Here is a 22,169-nt window from a genome sequence, read left to right as displayed (position 1 = left end):
AGCATCCTCATCACTCCAAGTTTTAATACTTCTATTTTAAAACAAAAAAAACTGTAGGCAAAGTCGATTTTCATCGAGTTTGTCTACAGTCTGAACAGAGCCTTTTGAGCTCTGCTTTTATGTCGCTTATAAACCCCGTAATAAATAATGGCAACCATATTTTACACTTCTTACTCGGTTTTGCGCCCTGCTTCCAGATAAATTCAACTCTTCAAAGCGAGTGTCCCCACCCCGTAAGGAAATGCCAATGAATACAGTACCCACTGGTTTCCCTTCTTGTTCATCGGGTCCTGCCACTCCAGTAAAACTGATACCTACATCTGCATCAAGCTTCTCCCGTACCTTAGAGGCCATTTCCATGGCACACTCTCCGCTCACGACGCCATGAGTTGAAATGGTTCCTTCGCTTACGCCTAGCACATCCGCCTTTGCATCGTTTGTATAGCTGACAATACCGCCTTTGAACACTTTTCCAGCACCTGGTATGGTCGTTAACTGTTCTTGAAACATTCCACCGGTCAAACTTTCCGCCGCCGCGATCGTTAGCTTACGGACCGTTAATTCTTTAACCAGTTCTTTTATCAGCGATGTATTATCACTTCCATAATAATATTGACCGACCCGACTAAGGATTTCCTTCTCCGCTCCCAAAATAAGCTCTTCACACTTTTCTTTAGACGATTCTTTTGCTGTAATCCTTAAAGTCACTTCCCCTTCAGCTGCAAGTGGGGCAATGGTTGGATTGGTTTGGTCTACGAGAAGATCTTCTATCACCGTTTCCAGCTCCGCTTCCCCTATTCCGTAGAAACGAAGAACCTTCGAATCAATTCGTTCATGCTTTTCAAGCCTTTTCATGATTGCTTCATATCCGTAGTTTAAGAACATTGGTTCCATTTCGCTTGGTGGACCAGGAAGCAGCATATATGTGATTCCCGATTTAGCCAAGACCATTCCGGGTGCCATGCCATGGTCGTTTGGCAATACATCACAGCCTTCCAAAACAAGAGCCTGCTTCTTATTATTTTCAGTCATTGGACGACCGCGCTTTTGAAAGTACGCTTCTATGGATTGTAGTGCATCCTCATCAAAGACGAGCTTTTTCCCAATGTGGCGAGAAATTGTCTCCTTCGTTAAATCATCCTTCGTTGGACCAAGGCCACCAGTAAAGACAATTAAGTTAGCCCGTGACTCAGCAATCTCTATGGCTTGTTGCAGACGACGGTCATTATCTCCGACGACAGTATGGTAAAAAACATTGACACCCATTTCAGCAAACTGTTGCGATAAAAACCTTCCGTTTGTATTGTTAATTTGCCCCAATAGAAGTTCAGAGCCCACTGCAATGATTTCTGCATCCATATCAACGACCCCTTCGTTACTTAGAATTAATGAAAGCTTGCTTGTTTTTCACAAAATAATCGGCCCCAGACCATATTGTAAAGATTAACGCAATCCATAGAGCGATATTGGCAAATGGAAGCGAAATAAAAGCAAATGGCAGGTTATGAAGCAATAAAGCAGATATTGAGACAATTTGTGCCCATGTTTTAATTTTACCCAATTGGTTGGCCGCGACCACTTCACCCGTACCGGCTAAAACCAGGCGTAAACCAGTAACGGCAAATTCCCGACTGATAATGACGATGGCAATCCAGGACTGGCCATACATTAAATTTAAGTCAACTAAAACAATCAATGCTGCCGAAACAAGTAATTTATCGGCCAACGGGTCTAAAAACTTCCCTAAATCAGTAACCAAATTATATTTTCTTGCAAAATGACCATCAATCCAATCCGTAGTAGAAGCTATGATGAAAAGTATAGCCCCCGCTAGATGCGCCACCGGCAATGTATACTCTCCCCAAGTAAGTGTTCCCCAAGAAAAAGGTACGAGCATGATGATTAAAAAAACTGGAATTAGACAGATTCTTGCTACTGTAATCTTATTAGGCAGATTCAAACTTTTAACCTCCAAAATATACGCTTGCTTTTAGGCAATGCGCTTTCCATCATTGTAATGTGGCCAATGGCCAGGTTTACCTATGTATAATTTACCTCAAAATCATTGATGTATGCCGGTTTAACATGGACATTTTCCATATAGAAAAGAGAAAAATAGTCATCTAAGAGATGACTATTCCGCTTTCGTAAATTGTATCGTAACCAATTGCGTAGTCATATCATTGGGTGAAATAGTATACTCAAGCTTTTCATCATTGACAAAAATTTCCGTTTCGTTTGCTCTACCAATATTAATGACAGCTTCTTTTTCTTCAGTAAAATCTATTTCCTCACTTTCATTTTCCTTGATTGTCCCTTGGAAAAGTAATTTCCCTTCACCATTTGTAATACCTACCCATGGCGAACCTTTAGAGGAAACTTTCAATTTGAAAGTATCCGAACCTTTTAACTCATACGTACTATTTTTACCGCTAGAACTGACAACAGTCAAATCCTGCTCAATCTTTTCTTCTTCTTCTTCTACAGCATTGTCTTTATCCTTTTTATCAGCTGTATCTGTTTCTTCTTTCTGGTCTTTATCTACTTTTTCTTCTTTTTCGTTAAACTCATTACTTTCGTTATATCCAACCACTTCATTCGGTTTATCGCTCTTTTTATCATTGTCATTGGACTTACTCATACTATTGGAAACCAACACCCAAATCAATATAGCGACACCAATTACCACGATCACACCTAGGATTTTAGGCAACATCTCTACAAATTTGGAGTCTTTTGCCGGAATCGTCTTACGGGTTTGTACCCTTGAAAGCTGTTCAGGCAGTTCCTCGCTATAGACAGATGGCACGTCGCTCTTGAACTCCTCGAATATTTCATCAGGGTCCAGACCTACAGCTTCACAATATTGCTTGATGAATGCCCGCACATAAAACTTTCCGGGCATCATACTATAATTTCCCTCTTCAATCCCTACAAGATACCGCTTTTGAATCTTTGTCAGTTCCTGTAAATCATCAAGGGTAAGCCCTTTGGCTTCCCTAGTTTCTTTTAATCGATTACCTAATTCAGTCAAATAAAACACCTGCCATTTTAAAAGTCAAAGGATCCAAATTCCGAACCAGAAAACTGATCTTTTTGGTCCACAACTTCATATGTAATTTCTTCTTCTGGATTGTTTCTTAGTTCAATAATATAATCAAAGTCTTCGAGCGTATACTCCGTATTTTGAACAAACACATCTGGATGTTCAATGACTTTGACAGCATCAAGCCTCATTATTTCACGGATAAGCTGCCAATGTCTCTCATTGGCGCGACGGGTTGATACAATTCCGTCTAGAATAAACAAATTATCATTATTGTACTCATCCTCGATAAGTTGACTGCGAATCGTCTGCTTTAGAAGGGTAGATGACACAAACAACCATCTTTTATTCGCACAAACGCTTGATGCAACTATCGATTCGGTCTTTCCGACTCGGGGCATTCCTCGAATACCGATTAACTTGTGACCTTCTTGTTTGAATAGTTCGGCCATAAAGTCCACCAGTAAGCCCAATTCATCACGAACAAATCTGAATGTGTTTTTTTCATCGGCATCACGTTGTATATAACGGCCATGTCTGACCGCAAGCCGATCGCGTAATTTGGGTTCTCTAAGTTTAATGACCTTTATCGTATCCATCGTATGGAGAATGGACTCAAATCTCTCTATATTTCGGCTGTCGTTTGCCCTTAAAAGCAAACCTCGCCTGCCTTGGTCGACACCGTTAATAGTGATGATATTAATGGATAGCATACCCAGCAAAGATGATATGTCCCCTAATAAACCTGGACGGTTAACTTGAATTTCATATTCAAAATACCATTCTTTTTTCTCCACGATAACACTCCTTAAGCCTAGAAGCTTTTATCCAACCATCGAGTATTACTTATCCATCATACTATTTCATCTTCTTTACTTTTAAATTATTACTGTCTAGATTCTATAATATAGTATTTCTTGATAAGTTAAAAGGAAAAACCCTATAAAAAATCTCCATTTTCATTGAAGGATAGCGGAATATTTTATATAACCAAGATAAAGGCCCCATTACAAGGGTAACGGGGCCTTTATCTTCACATATTTACTTTGTTCCGTTGTTCTCGACTAACTTGACCATTACATTTGCCATTGCTTGTTTTTCCTCATCGCTCGCAACGGACCAAAGATCAGCTAGCACTTTTTCTTGGTCGTTTTGGGGCTCAACCTGCTTAGCTAAGTAATCACCGATTTCGAAAGCCAAGCTATTTACTGTCTCATCATTCAACCCTTGGCGTTCACCCTCATTAAGACGGTCTCCCAAGAAATTTTTCCATTGATCCCAATTGTCTAATACAGACATGTGTGGTCACCCTTTCCTTCAAAATAGTACAAGTATATTTTGTGAAGGAAACGATGAAATTATGCATCTTAAAAAATTTTATTCAAGTGTACCAACCGCCATTTACACCAAGGATTTGCCCGGTTATATAAGAAGCCTTATCGGAAAGTAAATAGGAAACGGCTTCCGCCACTTCCTTGGCACTCCCCATCCTGCCCATTGGGATGTCGCCTTTAATGATTTCCAAATCCTCCGCACTAAAAGATTCCAGCATGGAAGTTGAAATCGCGCCAGGGGCGACGGCGTTTACACGAAGTCCATTTAATGATACTTCTTTGCTTAATGCCTTGATAAAGGCATTTTGCCCTCCCTTGACCATCGAATAAAGCACTTCACATGAAGCACCTGTCTGACCCCAGATGGATGTAACTGCGACGATGGCCGCCTTTTCTTGATACATTAATTTAGGCAACAATTCCTTGGTTAATTGAAAAGGGCTGGTCACATGTAGCTGAACCATTTCATTGACAATCTGCTCAGTCATGTCTGATATGAGTCCATAATAACTATTCCCGCTATTAAGGACGATGGCATGAAGAGCAAATATATTTTCCACCAATTTTTTGTAACCGTCCCCGGTAGACAAATCTGCCTGAATCGGGATGAGTTCGACCTGAAATGGACGAAGTTGTTCAATTAGATCATGAATGGCTTCCTCATTGCTATTGTAATGTAAATAAAGTGAATAATTTTCTTCCGCAAGTTTTAAAGCAATTTCCCTGCCGATTCCTCCGCTAGCTCCCGTTATAAGGGCAAAACGCTTTTCCACTTTCATGCCCCCTCTATATGTTATTTAGGAAGTACCTCACAGACCGTCATCCGCTCAACGGAGATTAGATCCTTGGCAATCTGTTCGATGTCTTCCATTTTAAGTTTTTCCAAAACTGCTACCACATCGAATAATTTCATCTCATTGAATGCATACCGCGTAAATTGGTTGGCAATATATTCGGGTGAATTCAGTGAGCGAAGGAAAGAACCAATTTTTTTCTTAATTGTTCTTTGCAAACTTTCTTCACTTAAACCAGTACCTTTTTTAGAATTCTCCAGGATTTCCAACAAAGACTTTGTTAATTTTTCAGGATTGGCCGTGTCTCCACCAATTAAAGCGAAACCAAACCCTTGTTCCTGGGTATAATCATACGAGAAGCTTTGATCAATCAATCCCTCCTCATACAGGCCTTCATGAAGGGATGAACTTTTCCCGAACAGCATTTCTAAGTATATATTCGTTGCCAGTTCCCGTTTCAAAAGTTGTTCGCCTGTTTGAAAAACATCATTGGCCTTGATTCCAATCATCACTTTCGGTGTTTGAACATTCATTTTTAAAATGTCCTTATCCTTAGCTACTGTATCGGGCTCCTTTTCGAATCTCCGTTCGATTTCCGGTTGTTCCCGGTAGTCTTTACCGTTTTGATTATCCCGTATCTGCTTCATCGTTTTCTCCACATCCACTGGTCCTACAACGAATAATAGCATGTTGCTTGGATGATAGAACGTATTGTAACAATCATAAAGCATGTCTTTCGTAATATCTGCGATTGATTCGACTGTGCCTGCGATGTCGATCTTCACAGGATGGTGATGGTACATGTTCGCAATCGTACCAAAATATAAACGCCAATCAGGGTTGTCATCATACATATTAATTTCTTGTCCTATAATGCCTTTTTCCTTCTCGACGGTCTTCTCGGAGAAATAAGGTTCTTGGACGAAGTCTATTAATGTGGTTAAGTTCCTTTCAAAATTCGATGTGCTCGAAAAAAGATAAGCCGTCCTTGTAAACGATGTGAAGGCATTGGCGGACGCACCCTGCTTAGAGAATTGTTGAAACACGTCTCCGTCTTCTTTTTCAAATAACTTATGCTCTAAGAAATGGGCAATTCCATCCGGTACTTTTGTAAATACTTCTTGGTTCAATGGTTTGAAATGGCTGTCAACTGAACCGTACTTTGTCGTAAACGTGGCGAATGATTTGTTAAACTCTTTTTTTGGAAGAATATATACCTCTAATCCATTCTCCATTTTTTCATGATAGAGCTCTTCTTTTAATTGGGCGAATTCAATTTTTTCCATTATTCTTGCACCTCCGTTCCAGATAGGAAGTAAATTGTATCTAGCTCAATCTTTTGGCCAACTTTGATAATATCTTCCTTGGTTGTCTGTTCCGTTTTTTCAAACCATTCATCAAGTGAGATATCTTTCCCCGATAGAACATTATGATAGAGGATTTCGACTAATCCCCTTGATACATCAATGGTTTCTAGAAGTTGATTTTTAATGACAGCTTTCGTTTGCTCCAATTCTTCTTCCGAAAAATTCCCTTGCTTCATTTCCTTCATTTGTTCATGAATGATATCTATCGCCTGCTTATAGTTAGCATTTTCGATGCCAGCCATCACCATTAGAAGTCCCTTATGACTTTCAAGTCTTGAGGCAGCATAATAAGCCAGGCTTGCTTTTTCCCTGACATTGATGAAAAGTTTTGAATGTGAAAAACCGCCAAAAATCCCATTAAACAGCTGGAGGGCATAATAGTCGGGATCTCCATATGAAATATGCGTCCGATACCCCATATTCAACTTCCCTTGTTTCACATCAGCACTCTCAATGATTTCTTGTTCTTTCTCAACTTTTCCCCCTATATTTCTTTGAAGTCGGGCCGGAACCCGTTCCGGAAGGGAAATATATCGGTCAGCCAGCTTCTCCACTTCTGACTCATCAATATCACCAATGACATACAGATCGATATCATCCTGAGCCAGCATTTTTTCATAAAAAGCATAAAGTGATTGTGGAGTAATGGTCTCCAGGTCTTCTAAATTGCCACTGGCCTCCAAAGCATATGGCTCATTTTTACACATTTCCTCGACAAGACGAGTAGCGGAGTATCTCATTTTATCATCATAGATTGACTGAATACGTTGCCTTAATGACCTGATTTCATTGGTAACAGTCTTGGCATCAAAAGCCCCTCCATTTGTTTTGGGATGAAAGATCACTTCAGAAAGCAACGCAAAAGCTTTTTCCAGAAGGGGGGTCGGGTCGCTTAAGAACTTTTCGTTGACGATATCAATGGTAAAGCTCACGACTTGATATTCCCCTTTTTTTGCCACATCGACGTAAAAGCCCGCTCCATATAGATCATCCAAATAAGACCGAAGCTCGGGCGTAGTTGGGAATTTACTTGTACTGCTTTGAAGCACATATGGCAATAAAGCACGGTATGTAACGGAATCCTTAGTCAGTGGAGCTTTCATTTTCAACACGAGCGTGTTTGTTTTATATTTATCCGTATGGACAATATGCAGCTTATATCCGCTTTTTTCTGTAACTGTGTCGGATGCAATAGACATGGATTAATCCTCCTCGATATGGAATGCATTCTTAATTAAGTTATTGTTTGTAGATACGTAATCTTTTAAACATCTCCTTAAAATATACATGTCAAAGGAAAATTCATGCAAGTTGCAGGTACTTTTTTTGTAAAAGTTCCAACTTAACTATCTTTACTCTGTCCCTGACATGAAAAAAAACGGTCAGCATTATAATAGCTGACCGTCAAACTTTTATCTGTTTCCTTTGATATACGGCTGACCAGATGCCTTAGGTGCATCTGCGCGACCGATGAATCCAGTTAATGCGATAATTGTTAGAACATAAGGCGCAATTAATAGATAGACAGATGGTATGTCTTTAAAGAATGGTAAGCTTGATCCCACAATACTCAAGCTTTGAGCCAGTCCAAAGAATAAGGCGGCTCCCATAGCCCCGATTGGGTGCCACTTACCAAATATCATGGCCGCAATAGCCATGAACCCTTGACCATTGATGGTCGCATGGTTGAATTCATTAGAAAAGATGGTCGCATATATTGCTCCGCCGATTCCCCCAAAAGCACCTGAAAGAAGAACGCCTGCATACCGAATTTTCGTAACGTTGACACCCATCGTATCAGCGGCCATCGGGTGCTCCCCTACAGCCCGGATTCGTAAGCCGAACGGCGTTTTATAAAGGATATACCATACGACAAATGAAATTAAAATAGCGATATAGACGATATAGTATCCATTCGAGAAGAAGATTGGACCGATGAATGGGATATCGCTTAATAATGGGACATCAATCCTCGGGAATGTTTCCGTAATACGATCTGTTTGTCCTTTATCATAAATCAGCTTGACTAAAAACATCGTGAGCCCGACTGCCAATAAGTTGATGGCGACCCCACTAACCGTTTGGTCCGCCCTGAATGTGATCGACGCAACGGCATGGAGAACCGAAAATAACAATCCGGCAACCATAGCGGCTAAAACTGCCAGCCACGGAGTCCAAGCGCCAAATGTTTCGGCAAAGGTTAAGTTAAATACAATCCCGGTGAAAGCACCAATGACCATTAATCCTTCTAACCCAATATTGATGACGCCAGCCCGTTCAGAAAATACTCCGCCGAGTGCCGTGAATATAAGCGGAGCAGCTAGAGCGATCATTGATGGTACAATAATTTGTAAAACTTGATAAAAGTCCACTTATTTCACCCCTTTCTTAAAACGATTGGCAATCCAACGAATAAAGTAACTGGATGCTACGAAGAAGATGATCAATGCAATGACAATGTCTACAATTTCACTAGGTATGCCTGTTTCAAGTGGCATGTTCAATGCCCCGGCTTTTAGTCCACCGAATAATAAGGCTGCCAACACAACACCGATGGCCGTATTCGCTCCGAGTAACGCGACTGCGATACCATCAAATCCCATACCTGTGAATCCGCCTTTTACGGCAGCATATCCGAATGTACCCAATCCTTCCATCGCTCCAGCAAGACCAGCGAATGCACCTGAAATGACCATGGATAGGATAATGTTCTTATTGACGCTCATCCCTGCGTACTCAGATGCATGCTGATTAAATCCAACCGCTTTCAATTCAAAACCGGTTTTGGTTTTTTCTAAAATGAACCACATGATGATCACACATATGATGGCTACGACAATTCCCCAGTGCATCCGGGAATAATCGGTCATACTTTCAAAGAAAGGTGAACGAAGAGAAGCAGAATCAGCAATTCTCTCTGTTTTATCCAGCTTGTCCGTCAATACGTTCCGGATTAAATAGTTCGTTACATATAAGGCCGTATAATTTAGCATGATAGAAACGATTACTTCGTGTACACGAAATTTCGCTTTTAAATACCCCGGGATAAAGGCCCACAGAGCTCCTGCAGCGGCCCCTGCTAAAATCGCTAAAGGTAAATGAATGATCCCAGGAAGTTCAAAAGCAATTCCTACCCATACTGCAGCCAGCCAGCCTACGATTAATTGTCCTTCAACACCGATATTGAATAGACCCGTACGAAAAGCAAAAGCGACCGCCAAACCGGTAAGGATATAAGGGATGATCGTCCTGACTGATTCTCCCACATAATAAGAATCCCCAACAATGCCGCCAAGCATGGAACCATATCCTGCAATTGGATCGTATCCACTGACCAACATGATGATAGCCCCTACAATTAAACCGAGGATGACGGCAATCACCGGGTTTAGTAATTTGGATAAATATTTAGATACAAACTTCATGATTTTGTCTTTAGTCATGTTGTTTCTCACCTGCTCCCGTCCGTTTACTGCCAGCCATAAGAAGCCCAAGTTCCTGTTCTGTCGTTTCTTTAGGATTGACAATGGCCACGATTTCTCCCTCGTATATAACAGCAATTCTATCGCTCACATTCATGATTTCATCCAGTTCGAATGAGATGAGAAGTACCGCCTTGCCCGCATCACGTTGTTCAATCAAACGTTTATGAATAAATTCAATCGCTCCAACATCGAGTCCTCGAGTGGGCTGTGCGGCAATCAATAAATCCGGGTTTCTATCAACTTCCCGGCCGATGATTGCTTTCTGCTGGTTTCCTCCCGATAGAGCCCTTGCAGGTGTATACTCACTTGGTGTACGAACATCATAAGATTTAATTAAAGAACGAGCTTTTTCGAATATTTTTCTTGAATTCAAGATTCCACCTTTGGAAAATGGCTGTTGATAATACGTTTGCAGGACAATGTTTTCCCCAATGCTATAATCGAGGACCAAGCCATGCTTATGACGGTCTTCCGGGATATGTCCTACCCCTGATTCCGTAATTTTCCGTGGTTTTAGATTCCGGATTTCCTTGCCATTCAATTGAATGCTACCAGCTGTCGTTTTCCTTAAACCGGCCAAAGCCTCAATGAGTTCGGATTGACCATTGCCATCCACTCCTGCGATACCGACAATTTCTCCAGCACGGACGGTTAAATCCAGGTTCCTTACGGCTGAAACTCCCCTGGCATCCTTCACTTCAAGTCCTTTTACATCTAAAACGACATCCGTTGGGGTACCTTCCGTTTTTTCCGTTTTAAATAGGACTTCCCGGCCAACCATTAAACTAGCTAGTTCATTGGGGTTTGTTTCACTGACAGTAACCGTCCCAATTCCTTGTCCTTTACGGATGACTGTCACACGATCACAAACTTCCATGATTTCCTTAAGTTTGTGGGTGATCAAAATGATAGATTTCCCTTCTCTAACGAGCGCCTTCATAATCGTTATCAGCTCTTTAATCTCTTGAGGGGTCAATACGGCCGTAGGTTCATCGAATATGAGAATCTCTGCCCCACGGTAGAGTGTTTTCAAAATTTCGACACGTTGTTGCATCCCTATCGAAATGTCGGCAATTTTCGCATGAGGGTCAACACGAAGCTGGTATTGTTCCGATAGTTTCCGAACTTCTTCACTCGCCTCTTTTAAATCAATTTTCCCAGCCTTTGAAGGTTCTTTTCCCAAAATGATATTTTCAGTGACAGTAAAAGGATCAACAAGCATAAAATGCTGATGCACCATCCCGATTCCTAAATCATTTGCAATATTTGGACTTGTGATTTTATGGGGCTCTCCATTCACTCGAATTTCCCCTTGTTCTGGTTGGTAAAGTCCAAACAGAACATTCATCAATGTCGATTTTCCGGCACCATTTTCACCCAATAATGCGTGAATCTCCCCTTTTTTCACTTGAAGGGTTACATTATCATTAGCGACGATTCCAGGAAACTCCTTTCGGATGTTCAGCATCTCAATTACATAATCCACGTATAATCAACCCCTAAATGAGTGTATATGAAACTTAACTAGAAGATTGGCTTATCCCTACCTTATTAGAAAAAACCAAATGAGAAACTATGAATCTTTCATAGTCTTTCATTCATTTTTTTCCACCAGCGTTTTTGGGGAAAAGAAGGAATAGGAAAATGTTCCCTACTCCCTCTCGATCTTTCTGATTATAATTCTTCTTGGAATTTTTTGAATTCATCATCCGTGCCAGGAACCACTAAATCACCTGACTTGATTTTCGCAGTCCATTCTTCTACTGCTTTTAAAGATTCTTCAGAAACATTGTCTTTCGATTCTGAAATGCCTACACCATTCTCTTCGATACCATATTCAATGGTTTCTCCACCAGGGAATTTTCCATCCTTCGCTTTTGTAGAAAGGTCTTTAACCGCAATATCAACGCGTTTGATCATGGATGTTAATGTAACATTTTCATCTGTTCCTGGAACATCTCCCAGTTTAACTTGATCACTATCCACACCAATTACATAAATTTCTCTCTTAGGATCTTTTTGTTTTTGTTCCACTGCTTCAGTGAATACACCTTTACCCGTACCGCCAGCAGCATGATAAATGATATCTGCTCCTGAAGAGTACATAGACCCAGCAGTAGATTTACCGATATCAGCCTTATTGAAATCACCGGCATACTTGACTTCTACTTTTGCTTTCGGGTTTACTGCCAATACACCAGCTTTGAATCCGATTTCGAATTTTTTGATTAATTCGGATTCAACTCCGCCGATAAAACCGACTTTGTTCGTTTTCGTTTGAAGTCCAGCTATAACCCCAACCAAGAAGGAACCTTGCTGTTCTTTGAAATTAATACTTGCAACATTCGGTTTATCCACAACAGTATCGACGATAGCAAAATGTGAATCAGGACGTTGGTCAGCTACTTCTTCAACTGACTCTGCTAATAAGAAACCAATGGCATAAATCAAACTGTAATCTTCACGGACAAGCGTATTCAAGTTCTTTGCATAGTCAGCATCCGATTTCGATTGCAGGTAATTGTATCCATCCTTACCTTTTTTCAAGTTATTTTCTTTCCCGAAGTCCTGAATTCCTACCCAAGCGGATTGGTTGAAAGACTCATCATCAACTCCACCCGTATCGGTCACCATCGCTACTGTGAAATTATCTTTCTTGTCTTTCCCAGTAGAAGATTCTTTATCATCGTCCTCTGAATTACCACAAGCCCCCAATAATGTACCAGCAGCAAGAACAAGCGAAAGAGCTAAACCCAATTTACGCTTTTTCATTTTTTTTCCTCCTAAGATTGATGGTTTGAGCAGGAATGTTCTGAAAAGTCATTCATGTTTGCGTTTTCAATGGTCCACAAAAAAACTAAACGGTTAACGGTGTGCCATAGTGGAAACAAACGTTTGCATTCATCCTTATGTAAGGGACTATGCCTACACCCGTTTCCGAAGGACATGAAAACTGAACATATTGGCTTTAAAGTAGTTAACAGAATACAAGATAGGCTGGTCCCAGTCATCCAGATGCATCTGCTTTAGAACGAGCAAGGCAGCTTCAGGCGTACATTTAAGGATAGGAGAAACCTTCTCATGGTATCCGATAGGCTCTATTTCAGCTACGGCATGGGTGATTTTCCTATCAGCGTCCCTTTCCAATATATCAAAAAGAGACTCATCATTACGGTCGAAATTCACCGAGAGAATAGATTCAGGAATTTTATCGATACAGTAGATGACAGGCTCACCATTCGCTGTTCTTACACGTTCAATAATCACGATGCGTTCATCCGGTGTACATGAAAACCTGCGGATATCCTCTTCTGTTGGTTCTTGAGTCGTCGAACTTAAGAAAAACGTCCCCGGCTTCATCCCTGCCTCCTCAATCATATCCGTGACACTTTTTAGTTGCTCGATACCTGAAGTGAACCGTGGCTTAGGATTGACAAAGGTTCCGACTCCATGGCGGCGAATGATGATATTTTCTTCTTCTAAAATTCGCAGTGCTTCACGAAGCGTCGCTCTACTCACTCCTAGCTTTTTTGCAAGATCGAATTCAGAAGGGAATTTTTCATTTTCCTTGTAAACTCCTGATTCAATATCTTGCTTCAGGTAATCAATGACCTGCAAATATAAATGTCGACTATCTGATTTAATAGACATACAGTTTCCCCCAGCTTGTTTCTTAAGACATCAGACATCTGATGTTGAATCATTCCTACTAATCGAAAATAATATAACATTTTTTCAACTATAAATAAATAGAGTTTTACTAATTAACTGAAAAGAATTTAGTAGAATATACCCCCCTATTTTCTTCCACGTAGTAAAAACGTTGCAAATCTTACGATTATTTGCCCTAATCCAACTATTGGTCATGGGTAAAATTCTTATTGCGAAAATGACACTGCTTTCTTTCCAAGAATCCGTTTTGCTGTATAATAGAACTTATCTTCTTTGAAGGGATGATCGAATTATGTTAAACATTACAGAATATACCGTAGAAAAATTGACCGACCCATTCGGAATCTTATCCGGAGACCGCTTTGAATACTTTTTAGATATTGAAGTTCCGGAAGAGGACGAACTCTTTTCAGAGAACGGTTTATATATCCGGGTTTTATTTGTTGTCGAAGAACAGAATGGCAGACTTGTTAAATATGACATTCTAGAAAAAGGCAGCGATCAACTGTTTGATTTCGAGTTAGAAGATGAAGAAGTAGCCATGATTACTGCCTTCTGCCTAGAGCATCTAGACGAAGCGACAGTAAATTAAAAAATACCGGGCAGTTGCCCGGTATTTTTTTATACCTAAGATAAATGCGCTTCATCATGATCATCTTTGGAAATTAACACATTACGTGGTTTACTTCCTTCATATGGACCGACGATTCCCCTTGCTTCCATTTCATCGATTAACCTTGCAGCCCGCGTATAGCCAATCCTGAAACGGCGCTGAAGCATCGAGACAGAAGCTGTCTGCATTTCGGTAATTAAAGCCACCGCTTCCCCATATAAACTATCTTCGACTTCACCGCTTGACGTCTCCGGTATCTCATCCGGAATCATTTCTTCGTTGTACTGAGCTTTCTGTTGGGAAATGACGAAAGTGACCACTTCTTCAACTTCATGATCAGATAAGAAAGCCCCTTGGACGCGAATAGGTTTTGAAGATCCAACAGGTAAAAATAGCATATCTCCACGGCCTAGCAGTTTCTCCGCACCTCCCATATCGAGTATGGTTCTTGAATCTGTTGAGGAGGAGACACTAAAAGCGATCCTGGATGGGATGTTGGCTTTGATGACACCCGTAATAACATCTACAGAGGGTCGCTGAGTGGCTATGATTAAGTGGATGCCCGCTGCCCTTGCCATCTGTGCAAGACGTGTGATAGCATCTTCTACGTCATTTGAAGCCACCATCATCAAATCAGCCAGCTCATCGACTATCACTACTATATAGGGTAACAACGGTTGTTTGGAATCTTCTTCACTGTTAAAACGGTTAACGTAATCGTTATAGCCTTCTATATTACGCGTACCCGTGTGTGAAAAGAGCTCGTAGCGTCGTTCCATTTCACTGACCACTTTTTGCAAAGCTTGGGCCGCTTTTTTTGGATTAGTCACGACTGGTGCCAGTAAATGCGGAATTCCATTATAGACATTGAGTTCCACCATTTTCGGATCAATCATCATCATCTTCACTTCATGAGGTTTTGCCCGCATCAAGATACTTGTGATAATGCCGTTGATACAGACGGATTTCCCACTGCCTGTAGCCCCCGCTACCAGTAAATGGGGCATTTTATTAAGTTCCGCCTTAACCGCTTCACCGGAAATATTTCGGCCTAGACCAATTTGCAGCTTGGCATCCGGCTTGTCCACTTCTTTTGCATCCAATACTTCTCTAAGGGAAACCATTGCCACCTCGGAATTCGGCACCTCAATCCCAATCGCCGATTTACCTGGAATCGGTGCTTCCATCCGGATATCTTTAGCTGCAAGTGCCAGTGCCAGGTCATCGGAAAGGCTCACTATTTTACTGACTTTCACCCCTACATCCGGGTGCACTTCATATTTAGTGACAGCCGGTCCCAAATAAACTTGAGTGACTCTTGCTTTGACCCCAAAGCTCTGAAAAGTACGTTCAAGCTTTGCCGCATTTTCATGAATTAATTGATACTCTCCACTTTGATCCGTTTTTTTCGGTTGCGATAACAAGGAAAGTGGCGGTAGAGCATATTCTTTATTTTCTACTTCCGTAAAATTGATGGCGGGAACAGGATCGTCATGTTCTTCTTCAACTTCAGCCGAAGGTAGCGTTTCAGCAGACGGTTGTTCATCCTTTTCATCATCACCGTATGCTTTATCTGCAAAGCTTGAAATAATACGCTCTGTCGCCACTTGTTGTGTCTCTTCTTCCTGCTGTATGGCATGAACCTCTTCTTCCACTGGTTCTTTTTCACGTTTTTTCTTTTTGACCGGATCTTTTTTCTTCTGTTTCTTATCGTTCTTCCAGGTTTTCATATCATCACTAAACGCGGTCCATTGCCTTTTAACAAAGCTACCAAGGGCGAAGGCAAATTTACCAAGAGTATCGCCTAGTGTTTTCCCAGTCAGTAATACAATCCCGATGATTATTAGGACGATGGATACGATTTTTGAACCCGCTTCATCGAACAAGAAATAAGAAGCAGCGAATAAAACAGCACCAACCATCCCACCGCCAAGATCCTTTGTGCTAGCATTTCCGGTCACTTCCATCCAGAACAATTCCCAAGTATTCGAAATGACACTTGGCTTTGCGAAAGGACCACCTTCGGCCAATAAATTAAAGAGGGTGACATGACTAAGCAGTAGCATACTCGCAACAATGAAATACAAACCAATTAACTGCCGTTTCAGCAAATATGGAACTTCTCTTTTAATCATCAAATAAAAGCCCGCCGTTATTGCCCCTAATAAAAAGAGGATATACCACTCCCCCATAAAGAAACGGACTAAAAGGACGGTACCATTTCCCACTGCCCCTAGTTTTGCAATGGCAATGACGGCCAGACTTATTATAATCAGACCAATCAATTCATATTTAAGCGTAATCTTTAATTTTTCTGTACTTTTCTTTTTCCTTTTTTTCTTCTTCACCATAAAATCACCTGATTCTTCTTGAAACTTCTTTCCATTCATATGGTACAACTCAATAGGAAACAAATGTTCGCTCATCGATTATATCAAAAAAATATCATGTTGTCCCTTGTTCGTGTCTTATCTAACATGGAATAATCAAACCAATGAATAAAGCAGCCAAAGGGCTGCTAATTTTTTCATTAGTATATCATAATTTCTCTCCGTTGGTCCTTTTTTCTAATTTCTCAACGGTTCGAATACATTGACGACTTCACCAGGCTGTACATTGGTCTTCATGTAATCCTCAGGATTCGTACTCACGATCCGATCAATGCGAAACGAACTTCCTCCTTCATGTTCCACCATAACATGAACCCCATTCACCTTCATTTCAATCATTTGTGCAATTTTCTCATGGGGATGAGGGAAGATGATTTCTTCTGGAACGATCGTATAAAGTGTCATTGCAGTAGCCCCTCTTCTCCTTTATTTGTACTTCTTTCCTCCATGAATTCATTCAGTTTCCTCATCGCCTGCCCTACTCCTCCGACACCATCAATCATTCCTACATCGACCGCTTCCACCCCGATTACATTCGTGCCTATATCCCTCGTTAAATTTCCTTTAGCGAACATTAGATCTTTAAAACTGTCTTCGGTAACATTGGAATGCCGTGTGACAAACTTTATGACCCGTTCCTGCATTTTATCTAAGTATTCAAATGTTTGCGGTACTCCAATGACCATACCTGTCAACCTAATAGGATGGATCGTCATGGTCGCCGTCTCTGCTATAAAGGAATAATCACAAGATACGGCAATCGGCACCCCAATGGAATGTCCGCCGCCTAAAACGATGGAGACGGACGGCTTAGACAAGGAAGCTAACATCTCGGCAATGGCTAGTCCCGCTTCCACGTCTCCTCCGACGGTATTTAAAATGACAAGTAACCCCTCAATATTAGGATTTTGTTCAATCGCAACAATTTGAGGAATAACATGCTCATACTTTGTCGTTTTATTTTGTGGAGGAAGTTGCATGTGACCTTCAATTTGACCAATGATCGTCAAACAATGGATTTTTGAGTCTTTCGATAATTGTGGGACACTTGTTGTTCCCAACTGCTGAATCTTCTCAATTAAAGTTGAATTTTTACCTTCCTGCCGTCCTTCATTTTCATTTGGTAATGGTGTATCCACTTATGGCAACCCCTTTCTCAAAAGCCTACGCCCTTATTATGTCTCGAGTCTTAAACTTCATTCTTCCAGTCAGATAGCCTGCATGAGAAAAAGCCTTGCCCCTTATAAAAATCGAAATCGAAAGGAATACAAAAAGGCAGAAACGTTGTATGAACGTTGCTGCCTTTTGCATTTTCACTTATTTGAAAAAGGGGTATGAAAATCCCTTCTTTATTAATATTCCATGATGATGGGTAATATCATCGGGCGACGCTTTGTTTTTTCATAGAAGAATTGGTTTAGCGCATCACGCATTTCCTGTTTCAGCGTGGACCAATCGAAAGGCTGACGAGAACCGTTTTTCTTCACTATCTCATTGACAATGGCTGTTGCTTCCGTCATCATTTTTTCTGATTCACGTACATATACGAATCCACGGGAGATGATTTCCGGACCTGCAGCAATGCTCTTATCTTGTCGATTCAACGTGACAACAACAATCAATATACCATCTTGTGATAACAGACGGCGATCACGGAGTACGATATTCCCGACATCACCAACACCACTGCCATCAATTAAAATATTTCCAGCAGTTACCTTGCCTGAAAGGGCAATCTTATCACCATTCATTTCAATGACGTCACCTTTTTCAGCAATCATGATGTTTTCCGGCTTGATTCCGGCAGAGATACCTACTTTTTGGTGAGAATAAAGGTGACGGTATTCCCCATGTACCGGTATGAAAAACTTAGGGTTCATCAGGTTGATCATCATTTTCAATTCTTCCTGACTACCATGGCCCGTAACATGGACCTTATATTTATTAGAAGAAACGACTTCCGCACCCACCCGGTAAAGTAAGTCGACGGTTTTTGATAGAATGAGTTCTCCACCCTGTAGTGGGGACGCACTGATCAAGACCGTATCCCCTTTCTTAATCGTAACTTGCTTATGAGTCTGCTTCGCCATTTTTTGAAGTGCCGCTATCGGCTCCCCTTGATGACCCGTTGATAGCACCACAATTTCACGGTCTTCGTATTGGCTGATTTCACTGACCGGAATGATTAAATCTTCTTCCACTTTTAAGTAACCTAGATTTAAGGCTGTTTCATATACCCGCTTCAGACTTTTTCCAACAACGGCCACTTTCCTTTTATTCGCTGCAGCCGCATTGAAAACATGCTGAATTCGATTTACGTTCGAAGCAAAGCAGGCAACGATAATTCTTCCGGATGTGGAACGGAAAGCTTCGGTAATATCCTTGGCCACTACCGCTTCGGATGGTGTATAGCCTGGTTTCTCCGCTCCTGTGCTATCAGATAGGAGACACAGGACCCCTTCTTCTCCTATACTTGCCATTTTGCCTATTTCCGGTTTATACAGTTCGGTCGCAGCTTGATCAAACTTGAAATCACCGGTGTAGACGATGGCCCCTTCACGGGTATGGATGACCACTCCCACAGAATCAGGGATACTATGGTTCGTACGGAAAAAGGAAACAGCAGCCTCTGGGAAACTCAAAAGGGAATCAGAGTCAATCTCAGTAAAAATTGCCCGGCCATTAAAGCCATCTTCCTTCAACTTAGTCTTAATCAGCGCTAGTGTTAACTTTGTCCCATAAACAGGAACAGGTAAATACTTCAATACATAAGCTAGGGCTCCCATATGATCTTCATGACCATGCGTTATAAAAATCCCCTGAATCCGTTCTTTGTTATCCATCAAATAAGAAATATCAGGTATAACAGCATCGATGCCAAGCATTTCTTCTTCCGGCAACATCAAACCTGCATCCAAAAGATAAAGGTCATCGTTCACCTCAACTACATACATATTTTTACCAAGTTCCCCTTGTCCCCCAAGAGAAATCACTTTAATTCCATTATTTTTATCTTTACCCAATCGAATATCCTCCTTAAAAAATAGCCGTTCATAAGTTCCAATGATTTCATTATAACTCAAGTTCAAAAAACATGACAACACATACCATTTTTAGAAAGATTTTTTCCTCTACTTGGCCATGCGTATATGTATAGGTCCCACTTCTCAATTTTTGTCTTTTTTAAAGAAAAGACTATTAGAAGTATAAGCCTTTATCCTATAACTGGAAAGAAAATAATACGGGAATCCCAAAACTAATCATTCTCTATGTAAAAACAAGCCAATCATTAAACGATCAGCTTGTTTGGTGATTATTTTTATTTATTTAAGACGGATATGAGCGTTAAGCGCTCTTTTTCAGTCAATGGTACAATTGGTAACCTGACTGAGCCTACATCTATGCCACGAATTTGAAGAGCCGTTTTAACAGGCGCAGGGCTTGGTGCTGCAAATAAGCCTTTTATGAGCGGGAGTAGCTCCTGATGAAGTCTCGCCGCTTCCGATAAGTTCCCAGTGACGAAAGCTTCAACAATTTTCTGCATTTCATTCCCGGCTACATGGGAAGCAACCGATACGACCCCAACCCCACCGATTGCTAGTACAGGAAGGGTTAAAGCATCATCGCCACTATATAAAGCGAAATCTTCATCCGTTTCGGCAATGATTTGGGTCATGGCGTTTAAATCGCCGCTCGCCTCTTTCACAGCCACGATATTCGGTATTTCCGCAAGGCGAATAATGGTCTCCGGTTCAATATTGACCGAAGCACGTCCCGGAATGTTATAAACCATGACCGGCAATGTCGTACTTTCGGCAATCGCTTTAAAATGTTGGTATAGGCCTTCCTGATTCGTTTTACTATAATAAGGAGCCACCAACATGATTGCGTCGGCGCCATTCTTTTCTGCTTTTTTAGTCAGCTCAATGGAAGCATATGTGTTATTGCTCCCAGTTCCCATGATGATTGGCACCCGTTTTTCTACAACCTTGGTGACATGGCGAAGCAAGGCTATCTTCTCTTCCGAGGATAATGTCGGTGATTCCCCAGTTGTACCCGCAAGTACAAGCGAATCCGTTCCGTTCGATAATAAGTAATTGACTAATTTAGTTGTTTTTTGAAAATCAACGTTTCCCTTGCTATCGAAAGGGGTGACCATTGCGGTTGATACTCTACCAAATATCATTATTTAACACCTCTTTAATTTTTAAAACCTCTATATAATAGATTATTCTGCTTCTATTTCATGTAAATGGAATGCATCATGAAGTGAATTTACAGCCTTGATTAAATCTTCTTCCTTCACTAGAACCCATATAGTCGTATGGCTATCCGCGGATTGTAGAATCGAGATTTCATTTTCCGATAATGCTGTGACAATTTTTGATGCAACCCCAGGTACTCCGTTGATGCCTGCTCCCACGACTGATACCTTCGCACAATTCCGCTCAACGAGAGGCTCATGTCCCATTCCTGTAAGAATGGAAAGTGCAAGTTCGGTCATCTCTTCCGTGACCGTATACACGACACCATGCGGAGAAATATTGATAAAGTCTACGGAAATAGATGCATTTGCCATTGCTTTAAACACTTCTGCCTGTAAATTATATTGTCCTTTTTTTGCATTCACCTTAATTTGGGTGATTTTCGAAACATGAGCGATTCCTGTAACGAGTCTTTCCCTGATATCACTACCTTGGCTTCCTTTATTGACACTGGTAACCAGAGTTCCCAACCCTTCACTGTATGTCGAACGAATCCGGATTGGTACTTTTGCCTGCATAGCAATTTCGACCGCGCGGGGATGGATGACTTTAGCGCCTTGATATGCCATATTGCATACCTCAGTATATGAAACGATCGATAATGGGCGTGCATGCTCTGCAATCCGTGGATCAGCGGTCATGATACCTTCGACGTCCGTGAAAATATCAACGCGGTCAGCCTGTAAAGCCGCCCCCAATGCAGCAGCCGAAGTGTCACTTCCACCTCGTCCAATAGTTGTCATGTCCCCATTTTTAGCGGCCCCTTGGAAGCCTGCGACCACGACGACATCCTTCAATTCAAGTTCTTTCAGAAGACGGTCACATTTCATTTCAATGATTTTCGCACTCGAAAATTCATAATTCGTCTGGAACCCTGCTTGAGCACCTGTGTATGCAGTAGCCTCGATTCCATGTTCCAATAACATATTCGTAAATACGACAGAAGAGATCGTTTCCCCTACCGACATTAGTAAATCCTGTTCCCGCTTGGAGAGGCGGGCGTTGGAACCATTCACTAAAGAAAGTAACGTATCCGTCGCATATGGATCGCCTTTCCTACCCATGGCAGAAACAACGACCACCACTTTGTAGCCTTCTTTAATTGCCCTTTCGATATGATTCTTGGCATGGGCCCGGCTCTCTTCGTCCCGGACTGATGTCCCACCGAATTTCTGGACGATTATTTTCACTATTCTCACCCCA

20 protein-coding genes are annotated in these 22,169 nt (G+C 41.3%); 1 reads left to right on the top strand and 19 read right to left on the bottom strand.

All coding sequences use genetic code 11. The features are described from left to right. Positions 1-126 precede the first annotated feature (126 nt). From ACIQXU_RS08040 to ACIQXU_RS07980, 13 genes are all read right to left on the bottom strand, one after another. On the bottom strand, positions 127-1,359 hold the full coding sequence (locus ACIQXU_RS08040; protein ID WP_402987995.1) for a competence/damage-inducible protein A: 1,233 nt from the start codon (positions 1,357-1,359) through the stop codon (positions 127-129). Between the two features lie 16 nt (positions 1,360-1,375). After that, complete coding sequence (gene pgsA / locus ACIQXU_RS08035; protein WP_402956357.1) at positions 1,376-1,960, bottom strand: CDP-diacylglycerol--glycerol-3-phosphate 3-phosphatidyltransferase; 585 nt, start codon at positions 1,958-1,960, stop codon at positions 1,376-1,378. 174 nt (positions 1,961-2,134) lie between these two features. Further along, entirely contained in the window at positions 2,135-3,043 is a 909-nt protein-coding gene (locus ACIQXU_RS08030; protein WP_402987992.1) for a helix-turn-helix domain-containing protein, read from the bottom strand. An 8-nt stretch (positions 3,044-3,051) separates the two neighbouring features. Beyond that, a complete protein-coding gene (locus tag ACIQXU_RS08025) occupies positions 3,052-3,843 on the bottom strand; it encodes a DUF3388 domain-containing protein (protein WP_402868453.1) in 792 nt (263 codons plus the stop codon). 244 nt (positions 3,844-4,087) lie between these two features. Then, positions 4,088-4,345, bottom strand: a complete 258-nt coding sequence (locus ACIQXU_RS08020) for a DUF3243 domain-containing protein (protein WP_402868451.1) — start codon at positions 4,343-4,345, stop codon at positions 4,088-4,090. Positions 4,346-4,427: 82 nt separating this feature from the next. Continuing rightward, positions 4,428-5,159 (bottom strand): elongation factor P 5-aminopentanone reductase, encoded by a 732-nt coding sequence (ymfI, locus tag ACIQXU_RS08015; RefSeq protein WP_402987989.1) that lies wholly within the window; start codon positions 5,157-5,159, stop codon positions 4,428-4,430. A 14-nt stretch (positions 5,160-5,173) separates the two neighbouring features. Next, on the bottom strand, positions 5,174-6,460 hold the full coding sequence (yfmH, locus tag ACIQXU_RS08010) for an EF-P 5-aminopentanol modification-associated protein YfmH (RefSeq protein ID WP_402987986.1): 1,287 nt from the start codon (positions 6,458-6,460) through the stop codon (positions 5,174-5,176). Continuing rightward, positions 6,460-7,740: an EF-P 5-aminopentanol modification-associated protein YfmF gene (yfmF, locus tag ACIQXU_RS08005; RefSeq protein WP_402987982.1), complete on the bottom strand. Its 1,281-nt coding sequence runs from the start codon at positions 7,738-7,740 to the stop codon at positions 6,460-6,462. Before yfmF ends, yfmH begins: the two co-directional genes overlap by 1 nt. A gap of 213 nt (positions 7,741-7,953) precedes the next feature. After that, positions 7,954-8,913, bottom strand: a complete 960-nt coding sequence (locus tag ACIQXU_RS08000; RefSeq protein ID WP_402987978.1) for an ABC transporter permease — start codon at positions 8,911-8,913, stop codon at positions 7,954-7,956. Next, positions 8,914-9,984 (bottom strand): ABC transporter permease, encoded by a 1,071-nt coding sequence (locus tag ACIQXU_RS07995; RefSeq protein ID WP_402987972.1) that lies wholly within the window; start codon positions 9,982-9,984, stop codon positions 8,914-8,916. Then, complete coding sequence (locus tag ACIQXU_RS07990; RefSeq protein WP_402987964.1) at positions 9,977-11,512, bottom strand: ABC transporter ATP-binding protein; 1,536 nt, start codon at positions 11,510-11,512, stop codon at positions 9,977-9,979. The genes ACIQXU_RS07995 and ACIQXU_RS07990 overlap by 8 nt, the downstream gene beginning before the upstream one ends. Before the next feature lie 188 nt (positions 11,513-11,700). Beyond that, positions 11,701-12,798, bottom strand: a complete 1,098-nt coding sequence (locus ACIQXU_RS07985) for a BMP family lipoprotein (protein WP_402868437.1) — start codon at positions 12,796-12,798, stop codon at positions 11,701-11,703. A 153-nt stretch (positions 12,799-12,951) separates the two neighbouring features. Then, the gene (locus ACIQXU_RS07980; RefSeq protein WP_402868435.1) at positions 12,952-13,677 is read right to left on the bottom strand and encodes a GntR family transcriptional regulator; all 726 of its coding nucleotides are present in this window, start codon (positions 13,675-13,677) and stop codon (positions 12,952-12,954) included. Positions 13,678-13,990: 313 nt separating this feature from the next. Between ACIQXU_RS07980 and ACIQXU_RS07975 the strand changes: the two genes are divergently transcribed. Further along, positions 13,991-14,290, top strand: a complete 300-nt coding sequence (locus ACIQXU_RS07975; RefSeq protein WP_402868433.1) for a DUF6509 family protein — start codon at positions 13,991-13,993, stop codon at positions 14,288-14,290. Positions 14,291-14,325: 35 nt separating this feature from the next. On the opposite strand, the gene ACIQXU_RS07970 is transcribed toward ACIQXU_RS07975, so the two are convergent. From ACIQXU_RS07970 to dapG, 6 genes are all read right to left on the bottom strand, one after another. Next, positions 14,326-16,659: a DNA translocase FtsK gene (locus ACIQXU_RS07970; RefSeq protein ID WP_483878350.1), complete on the bottom strand. Its 2,334-nt coding sequence runs from the start codon at positions 16,657-16,659 to the stop codon at positions 14,326-14,328. A gap of 219 nt (positions 16,660-16,878) precedes the next feature. Beyond that, on the bottom strand, positions 16,879-17,106 hold the full coding sequence (locus tag ACIQXU_RS07965) for a YlzJ-like family protein (protein WP_402868431.1): 228 nt from the start codon (positions 17,104-17,106) through the stop codon (positions 16,879-16,881). After that, entirely contained in the window at positions 17,103-17,840 is a 738-nt protein-coding gene (locus tag ACIQXU_RS07960; protein WP_402868430.1) for a ClpP family protease, read from the bottom strand. Before ACIQXU_RS07960 ends, ACIQXU_RS07965 begins: the two co-directional genes overlap by 4 nt. Before the next feature lie 213 nt (positions 17,841-18,053). After that, the gene (locus tag ACIQXU_RS07955) at positions 18,054-19,724 is read right to left on the bottom strand and encodes a ribonuclease J (RefSeq protein ID WP_402868428.1); all 1,671 of its coding nucleotides are present in this window, start codon (positions 19,722-19,724) and stop codon (positions 18,054-18,056) included. Positions 19,725-20,020: 296 nt separating this feature from the next. After that, positions 20,021-20,890 (bottom strand): 4-hydroxy-tetrahydrodipicolinate synthase, encoded by an 870-nt coding sequence (dapA, locus tag ACIQXU_RS07950; RefSeq protein ID WP_402868575.1) that lies wholly within the window; start codon positions 20,888-20,890, stop codon positions 20,021-20,023. A gap of 39 nt (positions 20,891-20,929) precedes the next feature. Next, positions 20,930-22,156: an aspartate kinase gene (gene dapG / locus ACIQXU_RS07945; protein ID WP_402868426.1), complete on the bottom strand. Its 1,227-nt coding sequence runs from the start codon at positions 22,154-22,156 to the stop codon at positions 20,930-20,932. Between the last annotated feature and the right edge of the window lie 13 nt (positions 22,157-22,169).

Source organism: Peribacillus sp. NPDC097284 (assembly GCF_044761765.1).
GTDB lineage: Bacteria > Bacillota > Bacilli > Bacillales > DSM-1321 > Peribacillus.
Note: the sequence above shows the minus strand (reverse complement) of the source record. Positions and strands in the feature narration are given on the sequence as shown.

What these genes read in the sequence shown, in the direction of transcription:
- ACIQXU_RS08020 (WP_402868451.1), bottom strand. Translation starts at nt 4,345, where the DNA reads ATGTCTGTATTAGACAATTGGGATCAATGGAAAAATTTCTTGGGAGAC.
- ACIQXU_RS07975 (WP_402868433.1), top strand. Translation starts at nt 13,991, where the DNA reads ATGTTAAACATTACAGAATATACCGTAGAAAAATTGACCGACCCATTC.
- ACIQXU_RS07985 (WP_402868437.1), bottom strand. Translation starts at nt 12,798, where the DNA reads ATGAAAAAGCGTAAATTGGGTTTAGCTCTTTCGCTTGTTCTTGCTGCT.
- yfmH (WP_402987986.1), bottom strand. Translation starts at nt 6,460, where the DNA reads ATGGAAAAAATTGAATTCGCCCAATTAAAAGAAGAGCTCTATCATGAA.
- ACIQXU_RS08040 (WP_402987995.1), bottom strand. Translation starts at nt 1,359, where the DNA reads ATGGATGCAGAAATCATTGCAGTGGGCTCTGAACTTCTATTGGGGCAA.
- yfmF (WP_402987982.1), bottom strand. Translation starts at nt 7,740, where the DNA reads ATGTCTATTGCATCCGACACAGTTACAGAAAAAAGCGGATATAAGCTG.
- ACIQXU_RS07965 (WP_402868431.1), bottom strand. Translation starts at nt 17,106, where the DNA reads ATGACACTTTATACGATCGTTCCAGAAGAAATCATCTTCCCTCATCCC.
- ACIQXU_RS07995 (WP_402987972.1), bottom strand. Translation starts at nt 9,984, where the DNA reads ATGACTAAAGACAAAATCATGAAGTTTGTATCTAAATATTTATCCAAA.
- ACIQXU_RS07980 (WP_402868435.1), bottom strand. Translation starts at nt 13,677, where the DNA reads ATGTCTATTAAATCAGATAGTCGACATTTATATTTGCAGGTCATTGAT.
- ymfI (WP_402987989.1), bottom strand. Translation starts at nt 5,159, where the DNA reads ATGAAAGTGGAAAAGCGTTTTGCCCTTATAACGGGAGCTAGCGGAGGA.